The 21913-nt window shown below is 65.8% G+C and carries 8 protein-coding genes; all 8 read left to right on the forward strand.

Features of this window, described 5'->3' with window-relative positions; all coding sequences use genetic code 11:
- Positions 1-18 precede the first annotated feature (18 nt).
- Positions 19-741 carry a DUF1906 domain-containing protein gene (locus AC5Y30_RS00115; RefSeq protein WP_499915256.1) on the forward strand — a complete coding sequence of 241 codons (723 nt, stop codon included), beginning with the start codon at positions 19-21 and terminating at the stop codon, positions 739-741.
- Between the two features lie 530 nt (positions 742-1271).
- A complete protein-coding gene (locus AC5Y30_RS00120) occupies positions 1272-10544 on the forward strand; it encodes a fatty acid synthase subunit beta domain-containing protein (protein WP_499915258.1) in 9273 nt (3090 codons plus the stop codon).
- Positions 10545-10572: 28 nt separating this feature from the next.
- Complete coding sequence (gene acpS, locus AC5Y30_RS00125) at positions 10573-10971, forward strand: holo-ACP synthase AcpS (RefSeq protein ID WP_499915260.1); 399 nt, start codon at positions 10573-10575, stop codon at positions 10969-10971.
- An 84-nt stretch (positions 10972-11055) separates the two neighbouring features.
- The gene (locus tag AC5Y30_RS00130) at positions 11056-12384 is read left to right on the forward strand and encodes a dipeptidase (protein ID WP_499915262.1); all 1329 of its coding nucleotides are present in this window, start codon (positions 11056-11058) and stop codon (positions 12382-12384) included.
- A gap of 230 nt (positions 12385-12614) precedes the next feature.
- Positions 12615-14375, forward strand: a complete 1761-nt coding sequence (locus tag AC5Y30_RS00135; protein WP_499915264.1) for an NAD(P)/FAD-dependent oxidoreductase — start codon at positions 12615-12617, stop codon at positions 14373-14375.
- 93 nt (positions 14376-14468) lie between these two features.
- Positions 14469-20066 (forward strand): type I polyketide synthase, encoded by a 5598-nt coding sequence (locus AC5Y30_RS00140; RefSeq protein ID WP_499915266.1) that lies wholly within the window; start codon positions 14469-14471, stop codon positions 20064-20066.
- 97 nt (positions 20067-20163) lie between these two features.
- Positions 20164-21015, forward strand: a complete 852-nt coding sequence (locus AC5Y30_RS00145) for an ABC transporter ATP-binding protein (RefSeq protein WP_499915268.1) — start codon at positions 20164-20166, stop codon at positions 21013-21015.
- On the forward strand, positions 21015-21872 hold the full coding sequence (locus tag AC5Y30_RS00150; protein ID WP_499915270.1) for an ABC transporter permease: 858 nt from the start codon (positions 21015-21017) through the stop codon (positions 21870-21872). Before AC5Y30_RS00145 ends, AC5Y30_RS00150 begins: the two co-directional genes overlap by 1 nt.
- Positions 21873-21913: the final 41 nt, after the last annotated feature.

The raw sequence follows: 21913 nt of genomic DNA on the forward strand, positions 1-21913 counted from the left end.
TGTCGTACTCTGTGGCTTGTGTTATCCGTTTCGCGTCGCGATTTGCTTAAAATCGCGGCCGCGACCCCGGCCCTGCTTGGCGCGGGCGTCGCGGGCGCGTCGCTGAGCGTCCCGAGGGCATCGGCGTCGCTCGGCACTCTGCTGGACTACGCGGCCGGAGTCATCCCGGCCAGCCAGATCCGGGCAGCCGGTGCAGTGGGGTCGATTCGGTACGTTTCCGATCGGCGCCCCGGCGGCAACTGGATGCTCGGCAAACCGATTCAGGTCAGCGAAGCGCGCGACCTCGACAGCAACGGGCTCAAAATCGTGTCCTGCTATCAGTACGGCAAGGCCAGCACCGCGGACTGGCTGGGCGGTGCCAACGCCGGCCTGCAGCACGCACAGCGAGGGATGCAGCTGCACGCCGCGGCCGGCGGGCCCGCCACCGCGCCTATCTATGCCTCGATCGACGACGACCCGTCCTATGAGCAGTACAAAAGCCAGGTGGCGCCCTACCTGCGCTCGTGGGAATCGGTGATCGGCCATCAGCGCACAGGCGTGTACGCCAATTCGAAGACCATCGACTGGGCGCTGCATGACGGGTTGGGCTCCTACTTCTGGCAGCACAATTGGGGCTCGCCCAAGGGCTACGCCCACCCGGCAGCCCATCTGCACCAGGTTGAGATCGACAAACGCAGCGTCGGAGGGGTCGGCGTGGACATCAACGAGATCCTCAAGCCCGAATTCGGCCAGTGGGCCTAGCGGCCGATGCCGTCGCCGGGCGCGGCCGAGACTCCCGTTCTTAAAAATTCCAGCAAACACTCGTTCGCTCATTTTTCAGACGCGCGCGGGCGGCCGATCGCGGTCAGCCGCGGCCGACGGCGCCGCGACGACGCTTTGCGACCAAAAATTTTTATGTAACGATTCGATAACAAGACAGCTTTGATCTGCGCAGTTATAGCTACTCGACCGTAACCACCTGCATGCAGCGGGTTTGTGAATCGGCTCCGCGCCGCCGGTCAAACCGCGTGTTACCCAGGACACGGTTACCCATGCGTAGAACTCACCAGTAACCGATCAGCACGCAAAACGAGGGCCAATCCTTATGACACTCTTAGTACAGCCGATGGAGTCCGTCGCGCCGCCCGGGCGGTTCGCCGACCACACATCGGCCGGCCGTTTCCCGGTTAGTGATTCGACGCTGAACCACGCCGCATCGACAGGACCCCGCCCTGCGGTGGTGAACCGCCAGACGAACGAGACCTAAAGACGCATACAGGGGAGACAACAAGGTGACGATCCACGAGCACGATCGGGTGTCCGCTGACCGCGACGGGCACGGCCCGCAGGGGAGTCAGAACTCCCACGCCGGGGACGCCCTCGCTCTGGTCGACCGGCTGACGGCCGGGGAGCCCTACGCCGTGGCATTCGGCGGCCAGGGCAGCGCCTGGCTCGAGACCCTCGAAGAACTGGTGTCGTCGGCAGGGATCGAGTGCGAACTGGCAACGCTGGCGGGCGAGGTCAACCTGCTCCTGGAACCGGTGGCCAAAGAGCTGGTCGTGGTGCGACCGATCGGCTTCGAGCCGCTGTCGTGGGTGCGTGCGCTGGCGGCCGAGGATCCGATCCCGTCGGACAAGCACCTCACCTCGGCCGCGGTGTCGATCCCGGGCGTGCTGCTCACCCAGATCGCGGCCGTGCGTGCGCTGGCCCGGCAAGGCATGGACCTGAAGGCGACACCGCCGGTCGCCGTCGCAGGACATTCGCAAGGTGTGCTCGCCGTCGAGGCGCTGAAGGCCGGCGGTGGTCGCGATGTCGAGCTGCTGGCAATGGCCCAGCTGATCGGTGCGGCCGGGACGCTGGTGGCCCGTCGGCGCGGCATCTCGGTGCTTGGCGACCGCCCGCCGATGGTGTCGGTCACCAACGCCGATCCCGAACGCATCGGCCGGCTGCTCGACGAGTTCGCACAGGACGTGCGCACCGTGTTGCCGCCCGTCTTGTCCATCCGCAACGGCCGCCGCTCGGTCGTCATCACCGGCACCCCCGAGCAGCTCTCCCGGTTCGAGCTCTACTGCCAGCAGATCTCGGAGAAGGAGGAAGCCGACCGGAAGAACAAACTGCGCGGCGGTGACGTCTTCGCGCCGGTCTTCGATCCGGTGCAGGTCGAGGTGGGCTTCCACACGCCCCGGCTGGCCGATGGCATCGACATCGTCGGCGGTTGGGCCGAGAAGGTCGGCCTGGACGTCGGGCTGGCCCGGCAGCTGACCGAGTCGATCCTGGTGCGTCCGGTCGATTGGGTGGAGGAGATCACCCGGGTCAACGATGCCGGGGCGCGCTGGATTCTCGACCTGGGGCCCGGCGACATCCTGACCCGGTTGACCGCGCCGGTGATCCGCGGTCTGGGTGTAGGAATCGTGCCCGCGGCGACCCGCGGCGGGCAGCGCAACCTGTTCACCGTCGGGGCCGTCCCCGAGGTGGCGCGGGCCTGGTCCAGCTACGCTCCGACGCTGGTTCGCCTGCCCGACGGCAGGGTCAAGCTGTCGACGAAATTCACCCGGCTGACGGGCCGCTCGCCGATCCTGTTGGCCGGCATGACCCCGACCACCGTGGACGCCAAGATCGTGGCCGCCGCGGCCAACGCCGGACACTGGGCCGAGCTGGCCGGCGGCGGGCAGGTCACCGAGGAGATCTTCGCCGACCGCATCGAGCAGATGTCCGGGCTGCTCGAGGACGGTCGTACCTACCAGTTCAACGCGCTGTTTCTGGACCCGTACCTGTGGAAGCTGCAGGTCGGCGGCAAGCGGCTGGTGCAGAAGGCGCGCCAGTCCGGCGCGGCCATCGACGGCCTGGTGATCAGCGCCGGCATCCCCGACCTCGAGGACGCCGTCGACCTGATCGAGGAGCTGGGCGAGGTCGGCATCAGTCACGTCGTCTTCAAGCCGGGCACCGTCGAGCAGATCCGCTCCGTCATCCGCATCGCGACCGAGGTGTCCACCAAGCCGGTGATCGCGCACATCGAGGGTGGACGCGCCGGGGGCCACCACTCCTGGGAAGACCTCGACGACCTGCTGCTGGCGACGTACTCCGAGTTGCGGTCGCGCTCCAACATCACCGTCTGCGTCGGCGGTGGCATCGGCACGCCGGAGCGGGCGGCCGAATACCTGTCGGGACGCTGGGCGCAAGCGTACGGCTTCCCGCTGATGCCGATCGACGGCATCCTGGTCGGCACCGCGGCGATGGCGGCCAAGGAGGCCACCACGTCGCCGTCGGTCAAGCGGATGCTGGTCGAGACGCAGGGTACCGATCAGTGGATCGGCGCCGGAAAAGCCTCCGGCGGAATGGCTTCCAGCCGTAGCCAGCTCGGTGCGGACATTCATGAGATCGACAACAGCGCGTCGCGGTGCGGCCGGCTTCTCGATGAGGTCGCCGGTGACGCCGACGCGGTCGCGGAGCGCCGCGACGAGATCATCGCGGCCATGGCCAACACCGCCAAGCCGTACTTCGGCGATGCCGGTGAGATGACCTACCTACAGTGGCTGCAGCGCTACGTCGAATTGTCCATCGGCGACGGCGATTCCACCGCAGACACCGCGTCGCCGGGCAGCCCATGGCTGGCCGACACCTGGCGCGACCGTTTCGAGCAGATGCTGCAGCGGGCCGAGGCGCGTTTGCACACACAGGATTTCGGTCCCATCGAGACGCTGTTCGACGGCTCCACCGACGACGGCGCGCGGCTGCTGGAAAATCCTTCCGAGGCAATCGCCGCCCTGCTGGCGCACTACCCCGACGCCGAACGTGTGCAGCTGCACCCGGCCGATGTCCCGTTCTTCGTCTCGCTGTGCAAGCTGCTGGGCAAGCCGGTCAACTTCGTGCCGGTGATCGACAAGGATGTGCGGCGCTGGTGGCGCAGCGATTCGCTGTGGCAGGCGCACGACGCGCGCTACGACGCCGATCAGGTGTGCATCATTCCGGGTACCGCCGCCGTGGCCGGCATCACCCGGATGGACGAGCCCGTCGGTGAACTGCTGGACCGCTTCGAGCAGGCGGCCATCGAGGAGGCGCTCGCCGCCGGGGTGGAGCCCACCTCGGTGACCTCCCGCCGGACCGGCCGCGCCGACGTCACCGGGCCGCTGGCCGTCGTGCTGGACGCCCCCGATGTCCAATGGGCGGGCCGCACCGCGACCAACCCGGTCCATCGGATCGCCGATCCCTCCGACTGGCTGGTGCATGACGGGCCCGAGAGCCGCCGCGCCACACATTCGTCCACCGGGGCGCAGCTTAAGGTCGACGACGACCGAGTCGTGCTCAGCGTTCCCATATCGGGCACGTGGATCGACATCCCATTCACGTTGCCGCCCAACACTGTTGACGGCGCCACCCCGGTGGTCTCCACAGATGATGCCGCCACGGCCATGCGGGCGGTGCTGGCCATCGCCGCAGGCGTCGACGGGCCGGAGTTCTTGCCTGCCGTCACCGACGGAACCGCAACCGTCACGGTCGACTGGGACCCCGAACGCGTCGCCGACCACACCGGTGTCACGGCCACTTTCGGAGAACCGTTGGCGCCCAGCCTCACCACCGTCCCCGACGCACTCGTCGGGCCGTGCTGGCCCGCCGTCTTCTCGGCGATCGGCTTGGCCGTCACCGAAGCCGGTGTGCCGGTCGTCGAGGGCCTGTTGAGCCTGGTGCATCTCGACCATGCCGCCCACATGACCGGCAACCTGCCGAAGGCCCAGGCCCGATTGACAATCAGCGCAACGGCTTCGGTGGCCCTCGACACGGACATGGGGCGCGTCGTCCCCGTCTCGGTCACCATCGCCGACACCGACGGTCAGGTGATCGCCACCCTCCAGGAGCGTTTCGCGATCCTAGGACGCACCGGCGCCGCCGAACTGACGGACCCGACGCGCGCCGGTGGTGCGGTCTCGCAAAACGCGACCGACACTCCGCGTCGGCGCCGCCGCGACGTCGCCATCACCGCCCCGGTCGACATGCGGCCGTTCGCGGTGGTCTCCGGTGACCACAACCCCATCCACACCGACCGGGCCGCGGCGCTGCTGGCCGGCCTGGATTCGCCCATCGTGCACGGCATGTGGCTGTCGGCCGCCGCCCAGCACGCGGTGACCGCCACCGATGGTCAGGCGCGCCCGCCGGCGCGGCTGATCGGCTGGACCGCCCGGTTCCTGGGCATGGTGCGTCCCGGCGACGAGGTCGCGTTCCGCGTCGAGCGGGTCGGAATCGACCAGGGCGCAGAGGTTTTGGAGGTCGCCGCCAAGATCGGATCGGATCTGGTGATGTCGGCGACGGCACGTCTGGCGGCCCCGCGCACGGTCTATGCGTTCCCCGGGCAGGGTATTCAGCACAAGGGCATGGGCATGGACGTCCGGGCCCGGTCCAAGGCCGCCCGCAAGGTGTGGGACAAAGCCGACAAGTTCACCCGCGACACGCTGGGCTTCTCGGTTCTGCATGTGGTGCGCGACAACCCGACCAGCATCATCGCCAGCGGTGTGCACTACAACCACCCCGAAGGCGTGCTGTACCTGACGCAGTTCACCCAGGTCGCGATGGCCACGGTGGCCGCCGCGCAGGTCGCCGAGATGCGCGAGCAAGGCGCCTTCGTCGAAGACGCGATCGCCTGCGGTCACTCCGTCGGCGAGTACACCGCGCTGGCCTGCGTGACCGGCATCTACGAGCTGGAAGCTTTGCTGGAGACGGTGTTTCACCGCGGATCGAAGATGCACGACATCGTGCCTCGCGACGAGCTGGGCCGGTCCAACTATCGCTTGGCGGCCATTCGGCCGTCGCAGATCGATCTGCCCGACGACGAGGTTCCGGAATTCGTCGCCGATATTGCGGCGAATACCGGTGAGTTCCTTGAGATCGTCAACTTCAATCTGCGCGGGTCGCAGTATGCGATCGCGGGCACCGTGCGCGGCCTGGAGGAGCTCGAGGCCGAGGTGGAGCGGCGCCGCAAGATCACCGGCGGCAAGCGCTCGTTCATCTTGGTGCCCGGTATCGACGTGCCGTTCCACTCGCGGGTGTTGCGGGTCGGTGTGGCGGAGTTCCGGCGATCGCTCGACCGAGTCATGCCGCGCGACAAGGATCCCGACGTCATCATCGGGCGCTACATCCCCAACCTGGTGCCGCGTCCGTTCACCCTGGACCGCGACTTCATCCAGGAGATCCGCGACCTCGTGCCGGCCGAGCCGCTCGACCCGATCCTCGCCGACTACGACACCTGGCTCGCCGAGCGCCGGATCGAGATGGCCCGCATCGTCCTCATCGAGCTGCTGGCATGGCAATTCGCCAGCCCGGTGCGCTGGATCGAAACCCAGGACCTGCTGTTCACCGAAGAGGCCGCCGGCGGTCGCGGCGTGGAGCGGTTCGTCGAGATCGGTGTGAAGTCCGCACCGACCGTCGCGGGCCTGGCCACCAATACCCTCAAGCTGCCCGAATATGCCCACAGCACAGTCGAAGTGCTCAACGCCGAGCGCGACGCGGCGGTGCTGTTCGCCACCGACACCGACCCCGAGCCGGAGCCCGAGGACGAGCCGGAGGTGCCCGCCGAGAGTGCGTCAGCGCCGGAAGGGGCCGCGGCCACACCGGCCCCCGCCGCCGCGCCGACCGCGCCGTCGGGCGCGGCCCGACCGGACGACATCGGATTCGATGCCGCCGACGCCACACTCGCGCTGATCGCGCTGTCGGCGAAGATGCGCATCGATCAGATCGAGGAGCTGGACTCCATCGAATCCATCACCGACGGCGCGTCGTCGCGGCGCAACCAGCTGCTGGTGGACCTGGGTTCGGAGCTGAACCTGGGCGCCATCGACGGCGCGGCCGAAGCCGACCTGGCCGGGTTGCGCGCGCAGGTGACCAAGCTGGCCCGCACCTACAAGCCTTACGGCCCAGTGCTTTCCGACGCGATCAACGACCAGCTGCGCACGGTGCTGGGGCCCTCGGGCAAGCGCCCCGGGGCCATCGCCGAGCGGGTCAAGAAGACCTGGGAACTGGGCGAGGGTTGGGCGAAGCACGTCACGGTCGAGGTCGCACTGGGGACCCGCGAGGGGACCAGCGTCCGGGGTGGCGCCATGGGTCACCTGCACGAAGGTGCGCTGGCCGACGCCGCGTCCGTCGACAAGGCGATCGATGCCGCGGTGGCTTCCGTCGCCGCGCGTCGTGGCATCGCGGTTGCGCTGCCGTCTTCGGGCGGCGGTGGCGGAGCGACCATCGACGCCACCGCGCTGGGCGAATTCACCGACCAGATCACCGGCCGCGACGGTGTGCTGGCCTCGGCGGCCCGCCTGGTGCTCAACCAGCTGGGCCTCGACGACCCGGTCACCGCTTCGCCGGCGGCCACCGACGCCGAGCTCATCGACCTGGTCACCGCCGAACTCGGCGCCGACTGGCCACGCCTGGTGGCGCCGGTGTTCGAGCCGAAGAAGGCCGTACTGTTCGACGACCGATGGGCCAGCGCGCGCGAAGACCTGGTCAAGCTCTGGCTGAGCGACGAGGGCGACATCGACGCCCGGTGGGTCGATCTGTCCGAAAGGTTCGAGGGCGCAGGCCATGTCGTGGCCACGCAGGCCACCTGGTGGCAGGGCAAGGCCCTGTCGGCCGGCCGTCAGATCCACGCGTCGTTGTACGGCCGCATCGCGGCCGGCGCCGAGAACCCGGACCCGGGCCCGTACAGCAGCGAAGTCGCCGTGGTGACCGGCGCATCCAAGGGCTCGATTGCCGCGTCGGTGATCGGGCGACTGCTCGACGGCGGTGCCACCGTCATCGCCACCACGTCCAAGCTCGACGACGAGCGGTTGGCTTTCTACCGCGGCCTCTACCGCGAGCACGCCCGGTTCGGCGCGGCCCTGTGGGTGGTCGCGGCCAACATGGCGTCCTACTCCGACATCGACGCGCTGGTCGAGTGGGTGGGCACCGAGCAGACCGAAAGCCTTGGGCCGCAGTCGATTCACATCAAGGACGCGCAGACCCCCACGCTGTTGTTCCCGTTCGCCGCACCGCGGGTCGCGGGCGACCTGTCCGAGGCCGGCTCTCGCTCCGAGATGGAGATGAAGGTGCTGCTGTGGGCGGTGCAGCGGTTGATCGGCGGGCTGTCGAAGATCGGCGCCGAGCGCGACATCGCGTCGCGGCTGCACGTGGTGCTGCCGGGTTCACCGAACCGCGGAATGTTCGGCGGCGACGGCGCTTACGGCGAAGCCAAGTCGGCGCTGGACGCCCTGGTGAGCCGTTGGCACGCCGAGTCCTCGTGGGCGGCCCGGGTCAGCCTCGCGCACGCGCTGATCGGCTGGACTCGTGGCACCGGGCTGATGGGCCACAACGATGCCATCGTCGACGCGGTCGAGGAGGCCGGTGTCACGACATACTCGACCGACGAGATGGCCGCAATGTTGCTGTCGCTCTGCGACATCGAGTCCAAGGTCGCCGCGGCCGCCGCGCCGATCAAGGCCGACCTGACCGGCGGGCTGGGCGAGGCCAACCTCGACATGGCCGAGCTGGCCGCCAAGGCCCGCGAGCAAGCCACCTCGGCATCGGACGACGAGGCCGAAGCCTCCGGGGCCGAGGGCACCATTGCCGCGCTGCCGTCCCCGCCGCGCGGCTTCGCCCCGGCGCCGCCGCCGGAATGGGCGGACCTCGACGTCGACCCGGCCGATCTGGTGGTCATCGTCGGTGGCGCGGAACTGGGCCCCTACGGCTCGTCGCGGACCCGCTTCGAGATGGAGGTCGACAACGAACTGTCGGCGGCGGGCGTCCTGGAGTTGGCCTGGACCACCGGCCTTATCCGCTGGGAGGACGACCCCCAACCCGGTTGGTACGACACGCAATCCGGTGACCTTTTCGATGAGTCCGAGCTGGTGGAGCGCTACCACGACGCCGTCGTCGAGCGTTGCGGCATCCGCGAATTCGTCGACGACGGCGCGATCGACCCCGACCACGCCGCGCCGCTGCTGGTGTCGGTGTTCCTGGACAAGGACTTCGCGTTCGTGGTGTCCTCGGAGACCGACGCGCGCGCCTTCGTCGAGTTCGACCCGGAACACACGGTCATCCGGCCGGTGCCCGACTCCAGCGACTGGCAGGTCATCCGCAAGGCCGGCACCGAGATCCGGGTGCCGCGGAAGACCAAGCTGTCGCGGACCGTTGGTGCGCAGATTCCCACCGGGTTCGACCCGACCGTGTTCGGCATCAGTCAGGACATGGCCAGCTCGACCGACCGGGTGGCGCTGTGGAACATCGTCGCGACCGTCGACGCGTTCCTGTCGTCGGGATTCACCCCGGCCGAGTTGATGCGGTGGGTGCACCCGGGCCTGGTGGCCAGCACGCAGGGCACCGGCATGGGCGGGATGACGTCGATGCAGACGATGTACCACGGCAACCTGCTGGGCCGGAGCAAGCCGAACGACATCCTGCAGGAAGTTCTGCCGAACGTCGTTGCCGCGCATGTCATTCAGAGTTACGTCGGCAGCTACGGCGCGATGATCCACCCGGTGGGCGCGTGCGCGACCGCGGCGGTGTCGGTCGAGGAGGGCGTCGACAAGATCCGTCTCGGCAAGGCGGAGCTCGTGGTCGCCGGCGGATTCGACGACCTGACGCTGGAAGCCATCATCGGCTTCGGTGACATGGCGGCCACCGCCGACACTTCCATGATGCGGGGCCGGGGCATCCACGACTCGAAGTTCTCGCGGCCCAACGATCGACGCCGGCTGGGATTCCTCGAGGCGCAGGGCGGCGGCACGATCCTGCTGGCGCGCGGCGACCTGGCGCTCAAGATGGGTCTGCCGGTACTGGCCGTGGTGGCCTACGCGCAGTCGTTCGCCGACGGCGTGCACACCTCGATCCCGGCGCCGGGGCTGGGCGCGCTGGGTGCCGGTCGCGGCGGCAAGGATTCGATGCTGGCGCGGTCGCTGGCCAAGCTCGGGGTGGGAGCCGACGACGTCGCGGTGGTGTCCAAGCACGACACGTCGACCCTGGCCAACGATCCCAACGAGACCGAACTGCACGAGCGGCTCGCCGACTCGCTGGGCCGTTCCGAGGGCGCTCCGTTGTTCGTGGTGTCGCAGAAGAGCCTCACCGGGCACGCGAAGGGCGGCGCGGCGGTCTTCCAGATGATGGGCCTTTGCCAGATGCTGCGCGACGGGGTGATCCCGCCCAACCGGAGCCTGGATTGCGTCGACGACGAACTGGCCGGCTCGGCCCACTTCGTCTGGGTGCGCGAAACGCTGCGGCTCGGGGACAGGTTCCCGCTCAAGGCGGGGTTGGTGACCAGCCTTGGGTTCGGCCATGTTTCGGGGCTGGTCGCGCTGGTGCACCCGCAGGCGTTCGTCGCCGCGCTCGACCCGGAGCAGCGTGCGGACTACCAGCGCCGCGCGGGCGCACGCGTGCTGGCCGGTCAGCGTCGGCTCGCGTCGGCGATCGCCGGTGGAGCGCCGATGTATGAGCGGCCGCCGAACCGGCGCTTCGACAACGAAGCGCCGGAGAAGCGTCAGGAGGCCGCGATGCTGCTGAACCCGGCCTCGCGCCTGGGTGACGGCGAGGCCTACCGGGTCTCCGCCGGATGACGTCGGCGATCCGTTAGCCTGGCGACCCATGGGAATTGTCGGTGTGGGGATCGATCTCGTCTCCATTCCTGATTTCGCCGAGCAGGTCGATCAACCGGGAACCGTCTTCTCCGAGACGTTCACCCCGGGGGAGCGCCGCGACGCCTCGGACAAGAGTTCGTCGGCGGCGCGTCACCTGGCGGCCCGCTGGGCCGCGAAGGAGGCCGTGATCAAGGCATGGTCGGGGTCGCGGTTCGCCCAGCGTCCGGTGCTGCCGGAGGACATCCACCGCGACATCGAGGTCGTCACCGACATGTGGGGCCGCCCGCGGGTTCGATTGAGCGGCGACATCGCCAAGCACCTGGCCGACGTGATCATTCACGTGTCGCTGACGCACGAAGCGGATACGGCCGCCGCGGTGGCCATTTTGGAGACGGCGGCCGACTAGCGCTGGCGTCGAGGGTCACGCCAGCGTGACGCCCGCGAGCGGGAGGTGCCCCCAGCTCGGCGCGGGCCGACTAGCCTCGATCCCATGAGCGATCTGGTTGAGCGCGTCCGCGAGCTGCTGCCGTCGGTGCGCCGCGATCTGGAAGACCTGGTGCGCATCGAATCGGTGTGGGCGGACCCCGGCCGCCGCGACGAGGTACACCGCAGCGCGCAGGCCGTCGCGGATCTGTTGTCGCAGGCCGGTTTCGGCGATGTACGCATCGTCAGCGAAGGGGGAGCGCCGGCGGTCATCGCTCACCACCCCGCGCCTGCCGGCGCGCCGACGGTGCTGCTGTACGCCCACCACGACGTGCAGCCCGAGGGCGACCGCAGCCAATGGGTGTCGCCGCCTTTCGAGCCCACCGAGCGCGACGGCCGGCTCTACGGCCGCGGAACCGCCGACGACAAAGCCGGCATCGCAACGCATTTGGCGGCATTTCGGGCGCACGACGGTCAACCGCCGGTGGGCGTCACGGTCTTTGTCGAGGGCGAGGAGGAATCCGGGTCGCCATCGCTGGGCCGGCTGCTGGCCGCCCACCGCGACGCGCTTGCCGCCGACGTGATCGTCATCGCCGACTCGGACAACTGGAGCACCGAAGTCCCGGCGCTGACGGTGACGCTACGGGGCATGGTCGACTGCGTCGTCGAAGTCGCCACGCTCGATCACGGCCTGCACTCCGGCATTTGGGGCGGCGTGGTGCCCGACGCGCTGAGCGTGCTGGTGCGAATGTTGGCCAGCCTGCACGACGACGACGGCAACGTGGCCGTCGCCGGACTGCACGAAAGTACCGCCGCCCCAGTGGATTACCCACCCGAGCGGGTGCGTTCGGACTCCGGCCTGCTGGATGGGGTGTCCGAGATCGGATCGGGTTCGGCACCGCAGCGACTGTGGGCCAAACCCGCGATCACCGTGATCGGTATCGACACCACACCCATCGAGAAAGCCTCGAACACCCTCATCCCACGGGCCCGGGCCAAGATCAGCATGCGCGTCGCGCCGGGCGGGGACGCCGCGGCGCACCTGGATGCGTTGGCCGCCCACCTGCAACAGCACGCGCCGTGGGGCGCACACGTCAGCGTCACCCGCGGCGACGTCGGCGAGCCCTACGCCATCGACGCAACCGGCAGCGTCTACGACGCGGCGCGGGCCGCGTTCCGGCAAGGGTGGGGGACCGATCCGATCGACATGGGCATGGGCGGATCGATCCCGTTCATCGCCGAGTTCGCCGAGGCATTCCCGCAGGCGAAGATCCTCGTGACCGGCGTGGAAGATCCCGCCACGCAAGCCCACAGCATCAACGAGAGCCTGCATCTGAGCGTGCTCGAACGCGCGGCCATCGCCGAAGCTCTGCTATTAGACAAAGTAGCTAAATAAACGTTTTCCTGGCCATTGAGGCCAGGGTAGCCAGAAAACAGCGACGCCGTCTGGCGAAGTCTTCCGCTTTCGCATCGATATCGCTTCTGCCCCATCACATTCCGTGGAGCAGTTCCTCAGCGACCCTCGGCATCAAAGCCATCTGCTCGTTCGCTTGCAAGGTCCATCATTTCGTGTAACCTTCTTAAATATTAAGTAAGTGAATAGATTGGGAGTTGCGAGAGGTGGACGTGCGGGCGCAGCTGTCGCACTTGAGCTCGGAAGCACGCGAGACCTTGGCGACCAGGATCAAGACCCTGTTGGACGACGACAGCCTGGCCGCCGATCACGACGTCGCCGTCATCGGGGGCGGCGTCGCCGGCCTCACCTTGGCGTTGGAAATCCTCACAGCGCGCCCGCTGACCAGGATCCTCGTCATCTCATCGAATGCCCACCCCGTGCCTGAGGTCACCCACACGGTAGGCGAGTCGACGGTCGAGGTTTCCGCACATTACCTCCGAGAGCGCCTCGGATTGGCCGACCATTTGCATAGCTCGCAACTCCGCAAAATGGGATTGCGAATGTTTTTCTCGAACGGCGCAAACACCGACATCGCGCGGCGCCTGGAGCTTGGCAGCTCCTCTTTCATACCCCAGGTGACTTACCAAATCGACCGCGGCAGGTTGGAGAACGAGCTCAACCGGCGTTGCCTGTCCGGCGGGGTCGAAATCACCTGCGGGCGAGTGGTATCGGTCGATCGCGGACCAGGAGTCCGCTCACACCTCGTTTCCGTGCAGAGCGGTGACACGATTACCCGCACGACGGCACGCTGGGTCGTCGACGCGTCGGGGCGAAACCGTGTGCTGCCGCGTCGGCTGAAACTGACGCGCCCCAACGAGCACAACTGCAATGCGGTGTGGCTACGCGTCGGCGCTGAATTGAACGTGGGCGAGTGGAGCGACGACCCGACGTGGCAAGCGCGACTCGTCGAGGGTGATCGTGGGCTTTCAACCAATCATCTGATGGGGCAGGGCTACTGGGTTTGGCTGATTCGGCTCGCGTCGGGGTCTACCAGTGTCGGCATCGTCGCCGACCCCGCCTTCCACGATTTCGACCGTTTCAACACGCTCGCCAAAGCCAGGTCTTGGCTTGCCGAGCACGAGCCACAGTGTGCCGCGGTCCTGGCGGAGCACGAACACTTGATAAAAGACTTCAGGGTCATGAAGAACTACAGCCACAGCGTCGATAAAGTCTTCGATGGCCGTGACCGCTGGTGTCTGACCGGGGATTCCGGAGTCTTTCTAGATCCGTTGTATTCATCGGGACTCGATCTCATCGCGATCGGCAACGGCCTGATCACCGACATGATCGCCCGCGACCTCGACGGTGAAGACGTCGTCGCACGAGCGGGCATCAGTGACTCGTTATTCCGATCACTCACCGAAATGTGGCTTGCTGTGTACTGCAATCAGTACACCCTGATGGGCTCGCCCACCGTGATGTCGGCCAAAGTGATCTGGGATATCGCTTTCTATTGGGGATTCATAGGTCTGCTCTATCGCAACGGTCGATTCGTCAGCGTCGCGGACGATCCTCAGGTCGTGCCGCACTTGAAGGGCCTCATCAGTCTCAGTAACCGTACCCAGGCGTTCTTCCGGGAGTGGGCCGCCATCGAAACGTCTCCTCCGTCAGCGGGATTCATTGATTTGTACTCGCCTTTCAATTTCATGGTGACCCTCCACACCGCAATGATGCGAGAAAGCGACGAGTTCTCCGCGCAATTCGACGCGAACGCCCGGCTGCTACATCAGCTTGCGGGCCAGCTGGTCGACACCGTGATCTCTGAGAAAGCCGGCATTTTTGGCCAAGATGACGTCATGCGGCAGGTGCAATCCTGGCAGCGGGATCCTCTTCTGCGCGACCTCCGGTCCATCTATCGCCGCGAGCAGATCACCAACCCGATTCGCCGAGAGTGGATTCTTGGCGCCGCGACCGCGCTAGAAGCAAGTTGACCCGAAGAGTAATCGGCCACGAAAGCCGCGAGCCGACCTTCTGCTGGCGATCCGGTGTGAACCCGTGAACGGCTTTGAGGCGAAAGGATGAACATGCGTAGCGCACAGGGAATGCGCGAGCCCTTGGCAATCGTGGGAATCGGGTGTCACTTTCCGGGCGGTGCTTACACGCCGCACAGCTATTGGAGTCTGCTGGCCAGTGAGACCGACGCCACGTGCACAGTCCCTGAGACACGATGGAACGCTGCGAAATACCACGACCCGAATCCCGCCAAAGTCGGCAAGATGGCGACCCGACGGGGCGGGTTCCTCAGCGAGATCGACCAATTTGACCCCCAGTTCTTCGGTATCTCGCCACGGGAGGCGAACTTAATCGATCCGCAGCAACGCCTCTTGTTGCGGACCACCTGGGAGGCGTTGGAAGACGGCGGGATTCCCGCGGACAGCCTCGCCGGGACTGACGTTGGTGTGTTCGTCGGAGGCTTCACCCTCGACTACCAACTTCTGCAGAATCAGGGGCGGGTCAGCCGCTATCGCTTCAAGAGCCATTCCGCCACCGGGATGATGATGACCATGCTGGCCAACCGGATCTCGTTCGCTTTCGATTTTCGCGGACCAAGCATGACGATCGACACGGCGTGCTCGAGCTCGCTCGTCGCGGTGCATCTTGCGGCGCTGAGCATCTGGAACGGCGAATGTGATTTGGCGTTGGCCGGTGGCGTCAACATCATGATCGGACCCAACACCGCTATCGCCGAGTCGAAGAGCGGATTTCTCAGCCCGGACGGGCGCTGCAAGGCTTTCGACGAATCCGCTGACGGTTACGCGCGAGGAGAAGGCGGCGCGGTCGTCGTCATCAAACCGCTGGAGCAGGCCCTCGGTGATGGCGACCAAATCTACGCCCAGATCCTCGGCACCGCGGTGTCACAAGATGGTCGCACCGACGGCATCACCGTTCCCAGCGCTCAGGCGCAAGAAGCCGCAATCGCCACAGCCTTGCGGAGAGCGGGCGTTCGGCCCGATGAAGTCGGATATGTGGAGGCACACGGCACCGGAACGCCCATCGGTGATCCCATCGAGGTCCGGGCGCTGGCCAATGTCCTCGCCGCCAACCGTCCGGCTTCGGATCCGCTGCTTATCGGATCGGTCAAAACCAACATCGGCCATCTCGAGGCGGGCGCGGGGATAGCCGGACTGATCAAAGCAGCACTGGTGCTCAAACATGGCTACATTCCGGCTAATCTGCATCTGAGGAATCCGATTACCGCAGATAGCACGGGAATTGACATTCCCCGCGTCGGTCGGCCGTTTCCCGACAGCAAGCGGCGCGTCGCGGGCGTCAACTCGTTCGGCTTCGGCGGCACCAACGCCCACGTTGTGCTGAGTGAACCCCCCGTTGGGGCGGGAGGCAACAACGCGGATTGCTCTCAGCCGCTGCCGCTGGCCGTGTTGCCGATTTCGGCGCGCAGCGAAGAGGCCCTGGCAGCGACAGCCGAGCGATTGGCCGAGCATGTGAGCCTTCACCCCGACATCACACTGCTGGACCTTGGATACACCCTGAGCCGTCGGCGCTCGCACCTGAATCATCGTCGTGCAATTGTCGCGGGCGGCCTCGCCGAGGCGCGGGACCAACTTCGGGCGGTCGCTGAACACGGCTCGCTGGGCCGCACGCCATCGACCGCGCCCAAGTTGGCATTCGTCTGTACCGGGATGGGACCCCAGTGGTGGAAGATGTGCCGAGGATTGCTTGACGTCTATCCCGCTTTCACCGACAGCATCATGCGCAGTGACCGCGAGCTGTCCCGTTACACCGGTTGGTCGTTGATCGATGAACTTCGAACTGACGAAACCCGCTCTCGGATGGCGGAGACGAATGTAGCCCAACCCGCCAACTTCGCCGTTCAGATAGCGCTTGCTGAGCAGCTCAAGGAGTTCGGCGTCAGACCTGACGCCGTGGTTGGGCACAGCGCCGGCGAGGTGGCCGCCCATTATCTGGCCGATCTCCTGACCTTCGAACAAGCAATTCAAGTGATCTATCACCGAAGCCGCCTGCAGCAGCGCACCAGTGGATTGGGCCGGATGCTCGCCGTTGGGCTCAGCGCCCAAGCGCTCGCAGAATCGATCGACGACGGAACATTCGAGGACAGCCGGCGAATATCCCTCGCCGCGGTCAACGGCCCGTCATCCGTCACGGTCGCGGGCGATAGCGACGCGCTGGACGACATTGCCCGCCGACTGGACGAACTCAGGGTGTTCAACCGGTTCCTCACCGTCAAAGTCCCGTATCACACCCATTACATGGAAACAGTGCGAGATGAGCTCCACGCCGCGCTGGAGGGGCTGTCTTCCAACGCCGCGACGATCCCGCTGTACTCCACCGTGACCGGCGAACGACTGGATGGATACGCTGCCGGCGCCTCCTACTGGTGGCAAAACACCCGCGCCACAGTTCTTTTCGAACCCGCGATCAGCAGGATGCTCGATGACGGGTACACCCACTTCGTCGAGCTGGGACCGCATCCGGTGCTGGCGACGTCGATTGTCGAGATCGCGGCAGCCCAGAAGACGGACGTTGTCGTCTTGGCGGCCCAGCGCCGCGGCGATGACGATAGTCGGACGCTGATGAACTGCGTTGCGGCGCTGCACTGCAATGGTCACCCGGTGGGGTGGGACGCTCTGTATCCACGACAGGCGGCGCGGCTGCTGAGCCTTCCGTTGTACCCGTGGCAATCGAAGCGGTACTGGAACGAGACCCAGGAAGCTGCGGAGGACCTGCACTACCATCCGGTGCATCCGCTTCTCGGGCAATCGGTGAGTGCGGTGCACCCCACCTGGGAAGTCGAGTTGAGCACGGCGGCCGTGCCTTTCCTCGCGGATCACCAGGTCCAGGGAAGTGTTCTGGTGCCCGGGGCGGTATTTATCGAGATAGCCCTGGCCGCTGGAAAAGAAGCGTACGGGTCAGCAGACCACAGAGTAGACAACTTGACGCTGCGACGCGCCCTCATCCTCGACGACACCTGCGACCCCATTCTCAGGACGACCCTCAACCAGGACACCGGCGCGCTCGAATTCGCCGCATTCACAGCAACAGCCGGTGGGGACCTGAAGTGGACGATAACGGCAACCGCCGAACTCAGCACACTGCCTACGTCGCCTGACCGCGCCGAGACCCGCTGTGGCACGGAACAGGTCACCACGATCGACGGTGACGAGTTCTATGCCCGTACCCGAGCCGCCGGATTGAATTACGGTGATGCGTTCCGGACTGTCACCGGGGTCGCTGCAGGAACTGGGTGGGCGAGCGCCCGCGTCACCATCCCCGCGCAGCTCGACGACGAAATCGACTCGTATCGCTTCCATCCCGCTCTTATCGACGGCGCCTTCCAAACACTGCTCGGCGCACCTCTGTTTGGGAACGACCAACATGAAAGCCCTTACCTTCCCGTCCGAATCCGCCAATGCGCCATATATCGTCCGCCCGCGCAAAACATGACCGTCCACGTGCGTGTCGTATCGGCCGACGAAGACGAGATTCACAGCGACATCACGATCGCGAACGAAGACCGACAGCCGCTCGCTGTCATCAACGGCTTCGTCGTGCAATCCCTCAGTGCGTCATCTCGCATCTCGCCCGAGCGAGTCGACAAGGGGCTCTATGAAATTCAGTGGGTCGCGCATGCCGGCATCCAGCGAGATCAACACGAGGACGCGGTCGCGACCGACGGCACGTCGTGGCTCATTTTCATCGATTCCGCCGGTACCGGAACAGCGCTCGCGGAGGAGATGCGCCGAAGCGGCCAGCGCGTCCGAACGGTCGAGCATCGACCCGTCGATGCGCTGACAGAACTTGACGGCGGGTACGCCCTTGATCCGCAGCGCCCCGAGCAGCTGCAACAACTGCTTCACACGCACTTCGACAGGCACGGCGACCTCTCCGGCATCATCGACTGCTGGCCGTTAGACATCAGCCCGCTTCCAGACGGTGAATCACCTCGCCTCGGCGTCATCGAGCATGTCGGCCAAGACAGCCGGTCTCCGGACGAGGGTGTCGCTGAAACGAACGAACGCCTAGGCCTTTTCACCATCCTCCACTTGGCCAAGGCCCTCGCGGACAACGACACCGTTCAGCCACGCCTCTACCTGGTCACCGCTAACGCGCAACCGGTACTTCGAACCGAACCGCTTGCCGTCGAACAAGCGGCCATCTGGGGACTCGGTCGTGTGATGGGTCATCAGGAACTGGTCAAAAACTGGGGCGGACTTATCGACATCGACGACGGCGACCGCCCCGAGACAGTTGCCCGAATCTGCGAGCATCTTCTCGTCGATGAGACCGAGGACCAGCTCGCCATCCGCGGCGGTGCGACGCTCGTTCCGCGCTTTCGCCCGATCAGCAGCCTGACGAGGGCCTTCCCAACCAAGCTCACCCCCGACGCCACCTATGTTGTCACCGGCGGAGCAGGTGCCCTCGGTCGTACCGTAGCCACATACCTCGCCCAGCGGGGAGCGCGGCATATCACGTTGCTGGGCCGCAGCGAAATACCGCAAAGGATTCATTGGCCGTTCCTGCCCCGCGACCATCGGCATTACTCAACGGTCAACGCGATCCGACACATCGAGAGCCTCGGCGCTCGGGTCACGACGGCCAGCGTCGACATCACCGACCGGGGTCAAGTCGAGTCTTGGTTGAGTGAGCACATCCGAGACGGGGGCCATCCGGTTCGCGGAATCGTCCATGCCGCAGGGTCTGTCGACGATCGACTTCTCGTCAATATGACCGAAGCGCATTTCGCCACCGTGCTGGGTCCCAAGGTCACCGGTACCCTCGTGCTGCACAACGCTTTCAAAGGACACGAGCTGGAATTCTTCGTGATGTTCGGATCTGCAGGCTCGGTTATCGCATCACCGGGCCAAGGCAACTACGCCGCGGCCAACGCATTCCTCGATGCCTTTGCGCACTACCGACAGTCCGAAGGATTGCCGGCGCTCACCATCGGGTGGGGCCCCTGGTCGGTCGGCATGGTGGAAGAGCTCAACCTCGAAAGGGTCTACGCTCAGCGAGGAATCGAGCTGATCACGCCCGCGGCCGGCACCCAGATCCTCGATCGGCTGATCAACCAAAGAGCGCCAAACGTCATCGCCATCAGCGTCGACTGGACGCGCGCCCGCCGTGTCGGGCTTGTCGGACAATTGCCGTCCATGTTCTCTGAATTGGGAACAGATCAGGCTTCGCCCGCTGACACCGATTCCGAATCGTCCCTGCTCGATGCTCTCTCGGATTGCCCAGAAGCTGAGAGGCTCGACATGGTCAGGCGCCTCGTGCGGCAAATCGTGTCCGCGGTGTTCGAGGTCGGCATTACCGAAATCGCACCAGACGACGCACTCGACGATCTCGGGTTGGACTCAATGATGGCAATGGATTTCAGGACACGCATCAGCGCGACCTTCGCGATCGATCTACCGGTGCTGGAACTGCTCAGGGGGGTTAGCGTCAATTCGCTGGCCGATCGCATACTCGCCGAGCTCCAACCGAGCGAGGGCAACCCTCCCGATGAGCAGCGGCAGGCAGCCCCCACGTTCGAAGACGTGGATCGGCTGATCGAGCAGTTATCCGAGTCAGACCTGCGGGAAGTACTGGCCGATCTTCAACCCCGTTCCCCCGAACACGGTTCGGAAGGACCACAGTCGTGACTGGCGCACCAGCGAGTTCGCACCGCGCAGGTGCGCCGCATTCGGCGATAGCGGGCAGCCAGCCGGCTCGGGCGAAGCAAACGATGCGGCCAAAGCGATGACGACGGCCGATCGTTCGTCCGCCGTGCACGTTCGGGGGCTGTCGAAGGCCTACGGACAGTTGCAGGCGGTGCGTGATCTGAATCTCGATGTCGGCCATGGCGAGATTTTCGCGATCCTCGGGCCGAACGGTGCGGGTAAGTCGACGACCATCGAAATCCTTGAGGGGCACCGACACCGCGATAGTGGGCACGTGCGAGTTCTGGGTGAAGACCCCGGAACCGCGGGGCGTAGTTGGCGCGCCAAAGTCGGCGTAGTGTTACAAGAAGTCAGCGACTCCGGCATGCTGACGGTGTCCGAGACCGTGCGAATGTTCACCAAATGCTATGGGAAGGCGCGTGTTCCGGAGGAAACGCTTGAACTCGTGGGACTCGCTGCTGTTTCCGGCTCCAGAGTGAAAAATCTTTCCGGCGGGCAGCGGCGCAGGCTCGACGTTGCCCTCGGCATCATCGGCATGCCCGAACTGCTCTTCTTGGACGAGCCGACGACGGGGTTCGATCCAGACGCGAGACGCCGATTTTGGGACCTGATCAGGCTATTGGCCAGCGATGGCACAACCATCCTGTTGACCACCCACTACCTCGACGAGGCTGCCGCCTTGGCGGACCGCGTGGCGGTCCTCGCCGGCGGCAGGGTGGTGGCTCTCGACTCGCCGGACAGACTGACCGAACACGTGAATTCCGCCGCGACGGTCCGGTGGGTGGAGGGAGACCGGGTCCACGTGGAGGAGACGGATCATCCCACCGACCTGATCAGGCGGCGGTCCAAGGAGGGAGCAGAGTTGGTTCAGCTCACGGTCTCTCGTCCGACGCTCGAAGACGCTTATCTTCAGTTGGTCGGACTGGCGTGATGGGCATCGACCGCCTCGAAAGGGCCGCGCCCCCGAAACACGGCCTCTCGGCAGTAAAGTCGCCGCTCCCGTCGCCGCTGCGCATCGGGGCATCGCGAATCATGCCCGAGTTGAAGATGTTCTACCGCCGGCCGGAGCAACTGGTTCTGACATTCTCGATGCCGGCCGTGATCGGTATCCTCCTGGGCTCGATCTTCTCGATGAAACTGCCGCATAGCGATACGAGCACGGGCGCTGTGATCGCCGCGAGCATTCTCGCGTACGGGATTCTCTCGACTTCGTTCATCAACCTTGGCATCAGCATCGCTGCCGACCGTGAAAGCGGCGCGCTCAGAAGGCTTCGCGGGACCCCGGCGACCGCGACGTCGTACTTCATCGGAAAGATCTCTCTGGTTGCCGCCGCCAGCCTGGCCGAGGCGGTTGTACTGCTGTCGGTGGGTGTGCTGGTCTTCAAACTGCATCTACCGACAACTGGTTTCGGATGGTTCACGCTGGCGTGGGTGTTCATCCTGGGCATCGTCAGCTGCTCGTTACTGGGCATCTTCGTCAGCAATCTGGCGAGCAACGCGGTATCGGCCGCTGTGATCACGAACGGGCCGGCGGTAGCTCTGCAATTCGTCTCGGGCACATACGTTCCGCTGATGGCTTTGCCGGCATGGATGTTGACCCTCGGTTCGGTGTTCCCGGTCAAGTGGATGGCTCAAGGATTCCGCTCGGTGCTGTTACCACCGGACATGGCCGCATTCGAGCCGGCCGGCAGCTGGGAACACTGGATGACGTTTCTGATGCTGGCGGTATGGAGTGTCTTCGGACTCATCGCCTGCCTCACCGTTTTTCGTTGGTCGGACACAAGATAACGGGTTCTCACATGCTGCACTACTCCCGATAGGAAGCAACG

The organism is Mycobacterium sp. NGS27, from assembly GCF_059813005.1.